Raw genomic sequence first — 3,408 nt, 5'->3', positions numbered from 1 at the left:
CTCTCATGCAGTACCGCAAATTCGGCCGCACCGGCCTGTTCGTTTCCGAACTCTGCCTCGGCACCATGACCTTCGGCGGCGCGAGTGGCATCTGGGGCCAGATCGGCAACCTCCAGCAGTCCGAGGCGGAAAGCCTGGTCGGCCGCGCGCTCGACGCCGGCATCAACTTCATCGACACCGCGGACGTGTATTCCGAAGGGTTGTCGGAAACCATCACCGGCCAGGCGCTGAAGAACCTCAAGGTGCCGCGCGAGAACGTGGTGGTCGCCACCAAGGTGTTCGGCGAGACCGGCAAGACCGCCAATGCGGCCGGCGCCTCGCGCTACCACATCATGGACGGCGTGAAGGCCAGCCTCAAGCGCCTGCAGCTGGACCACATCGACCTCTACCAGATCCACGGCTTCGACCCGGTCACGCCCATCGAGGAAACCGTGCGCGCGCTGGACAACCTGGTGCAGCAGGGCCACGTGCGCTACGTGGGCGTCTCCAACTGGGCGGCCTGGCAGATCATGAAGGCGCTGGGCATCGCCGAGCGCCAGGGGCTTGCGCGCTTCGAATCGCTGCAGGCCTACTACACCATCGCGGGCCGCGACCTCGAGCGCGAACTGGCGCCGATGCTGCAGAGCGAAAACCTCGGCCTGATGGTCTGGAGCCCGCTGGCGGGTGGCCTCCTGAGCGGCAAGTACGGCCGCGACACCGAAGCCGAGAAAGGCAGCCGCCGCACCAGCTTCGACTTTCCGCCCGTGAACGTCGAGCGCGCCTACGACTGCATCGACGTGATGCGCCAGCTGGCCGAAGCGCGCAAGGTGTCGGTGGCGCAGATCGCGCTCGCGTGGCTGCTGCACCAGCCGGTGGTGACCAGCGTGATCGTCGGCGCCAAGCGCGTCGCGCAACTCGACGACAACATTGCCGCCACCGCGATCCGGCTCTCCGCCGACGAGCTGGCTGCACTCGGCAAGGTGAGCGCCCTGCCCTCCGAGTACCCGGGCTGGATGCTGGAGCGCCAGGGCGGCGCGCGGGCGAAGCGACTGGCTGAATCAGGCCAGCGCGGCTGAGTGGCTGAAGCCGGCCAGCGCCGCTGAGGGGCTGAGCTCGGCCGGCGTCGCCGACCGGTGCGCGGCGTAGGCCGCGGTGGCGCGCAATGCGCGCAGGTCGAGGTGCCGCGCGGCGCTGGCCGCCGAGGGTTCCGCCAGGTGCGGCACCACACCGAGCAGCGGCGCACCGAGCCGGCCGCGCAGCGTCTGGAGATTGGCTTCGGGCGCCAGCATCTCCGGCTCGATGGTGCTCGCGATCCATCCTGCCAGCATGAGCCCGCGCGCGCGGATCGCTTCCGCCGTGAGCAGCGCGTGGTTCAGGCAACCGAGGCGCAGCCCGACCACCAGGATCACCGGCAGTCCCAGCGCCACGGCCAGCTCGGCGCTGTCGAGGTCGTCGCCGAACGGCACGCAGAAGCCGCCCACGCCTTCGACCACCACCGCGTCGGCCTGCTGCGACAACGCCGCGAAGGCCGACAGCAGCGGCGGCAATTCGATGCGCACGCCCTCCTCCCGTGCCGCCAGGTGCGGCGACATCGGCGCGCGCAGCAAGTACGGGCAGCGCAGGGCCAGCGGCGCATCGACATTGCCGGCCGCGCGCAGCTGCTCGACGTCATCGTTGCGCCAGGCGCCATCGATCCGTTCCAGGCCCGCGGCCACCGGCTTCATGCCGACTGCCCGCAGGCCCGATGCGGCCAGCAGGCCCAGCATCGCGCTGCTGGCCAGCGTCTTGCCGACGCCCGTGTCGGTGCCGGTGACGAACCAGCGGCGGCGGGTCATCGGCGCACCCGGCGCGGCGCTCATGCCGCCTCTTTCCACGGCCGCGCCAACGCATCGCCCAAGGCATCGAGCAGCCGCGCCACGTCGGCCTCGCTGTGGCTGGCCGACAGCGTGATCCGCAGCCGCGCGGTGCCGGCGGGCACGGTCGGCGGGCGGATCGCGCCGACGCGCAAACCGCGGGCATCGAGCTGCGCCATCGCCTGCATCGCGCGTGCGTTGTCGCCGACGACCAGCGGTTGGATCGCCGTGGGTGAATCGGGCAGCCAGGCACTGCCGTCCGCCGGCAGGATCGCCTCGAGTCCGCGGCGAAGCTGGGCGATGCGCGCCTGCAAGCGGGCGCGGCGCAGGTCGCCTTCTTCGCCTTCGATCAGCGCAAGGCTCGCGAGCAGCGCATGCGCAATGGCCGGCGGCGCGGCCGTGGTGAAGATGTACGGCCGCGCGCGCTGCACCAGGTAGTCGATGACCGTGCGATGCGCCGCCACGAACGCGCCCGACACCCCGGCCGCCTTGCCCAGCGTGCCGACGAGCACCAGCCGCTCCGAGCGCAGCCCCATGGCCTGCAGCACGCCCCGGCCCGTGGCGCCGAGCACGCCAAAGCCGTGCGCATCGTCCAGCACCAGCCAGGCGTCGTGGCGTTCGGCCAGCGCGAGCAGCTCGGCCACGGGCGCGATGTTGCCGTCCATGCTGAAGACCGCATCGCTCACGATCAGCTTGACCGGCGCATCGCAGGCGCCGAGCTGCGCGTCGAGCGCGGCCACGCCGCAATGCGGATAGCGTTCGACCCGCGCCTTGGCCAGCCGCGCCCCGTCGATCAGCGATGCGTGGTTGAGCGACTCCGAAAAGATCACCGCCTCCGCGCCGCCGAGCGCCGACAGCACCGCGAGGTTGGCCATGTAGCCCGTGCAGAAGAACAGGCTTTGCGCCTCCGGGATGAACGGCGCCATCCAGCCGGCCAGCCGCTCCTCCAGCTCGACGTGCGCGCGCGAGTGGCCGAGGATCAGGTGCGACCCGCCGCTGCCCGTGCCGTAGCGCGCCGCGCCTTCGGCCAGTGCGGCGGCCAGCGCCGGATGCGCGGCCAGGCCGAGGTAGTCGTTGCTGCTGAAGCCGAGCATGGTGCGCGGCGCGCTCGCGCCGGCCAGCGTCAGCGATTGCCCGGGTGCGCAGGCGGTTTCGGCGATCTGCCGGCGGCGCCGCAGCGATTGCGCGTCGAGCGCCGTGATCTCGTCCTGCAGGCGTTCAAGCAAGCGCGGCATCGCGGCCTCCTTCCTCTGCATGGGCGGAAGCGGCCACCGCTTCCAGCGTGGCGAGGGTGCCGTCGACCAGCCGGTCGATGTCGTCGTCGCCGATCGCATAGGGCGGCATGAGATAGACGGTCGCGCCGATCGGGCGCATCAGCAGTCCGTTCGCGCGTGCGGCCAGGTGAAAGCGTTCCGCGAACCGGGCGCCGGGCTCGCGCACGTCGAAGGCCGTGATCATTCCGCGCTGGCGCAGGTGATCGACGGGCATGCCGTGCAGCCCCTCGCGCAAGCGGCCGATCAGCCGCTCGGCGCGGGCGCGGTTGCGGCGCAGCGCGTCCTCGTGCTCGAACAGGTCG

4 protein-coding genes are annotated in these 3,408 nt (G+C 71.6%); 1 reads left to right on the top strand and 3 read right to left on the bottom strand.

Annotated elements, in window-relative coordinates; all coding sequences use genetic code 11:
* Nucleotides 1-5: 5 nt before the first annotated feature.
* Nucleotides 6-1,055 (top strand): aldo/keto reductase, encoded by a 1,050-nt coding sequence (locus AC1DOC_RS25340; protein WP_012747915.1) that lies wholly within the window; start codon nucleotides 6-8, stop codon nucleotides 1,053-1,055.
* Here the strand turns inward: AC1DOC_RS25340 and bioD are convergent.
* From bioD to AC1DOC_RS25325, 3 genes are all read right to left on the bottom strand, one after another.
* Nucleotides 1,038-1,838 (bottom strand): dethiobiotin synthase, encoded by an 801-nt coding sequence (gene bioD / locus AC1DOC_RS25335; protein WP_012747914.1) that lies wholly within the window; start codon nucleotides 1,836-1,838, stop codon nucleotides 1,038-1,040. The two genes, AC1DOC_RS25340 and bioD, sit on opposite strands and share 18 nt — an antisense overlap.
* Entirely contained in the window at nucleotides 1,835-3,067 is a 1,233-nt protein-coding gene (gene bioF / locus AC1DOC_RS25330) for an 8-amino-7-oxononanoate synthase (protein ID WP_012747913.1), read from the bottom strand. Before bioF ends, bioD begins: the two co-directional genes overlap by 4 nt.
* Nucleotides 3,051-3,408, bottom strand: a 358-nt coding sequence (locus tag AC1DOC_RS25325; protein WP_478130736.1) for an aminotransferase class III-fold pyridoxal phosphate-dependent enzyme, incomplete at its 5' end; no start/stop codon positions are given. The genes AC1DOC_RS25325 and bioF, both read right to left, overlap by 17 nt.

This window comes from Variovorax sp. 01T439_2 (genome assembly GCF_056398445.1).
The sequence above is the reverse complement of the archived record's forward strand: the minus strand, read 5'-3'. Positions and strand labels throughout refer to the sequence as shown.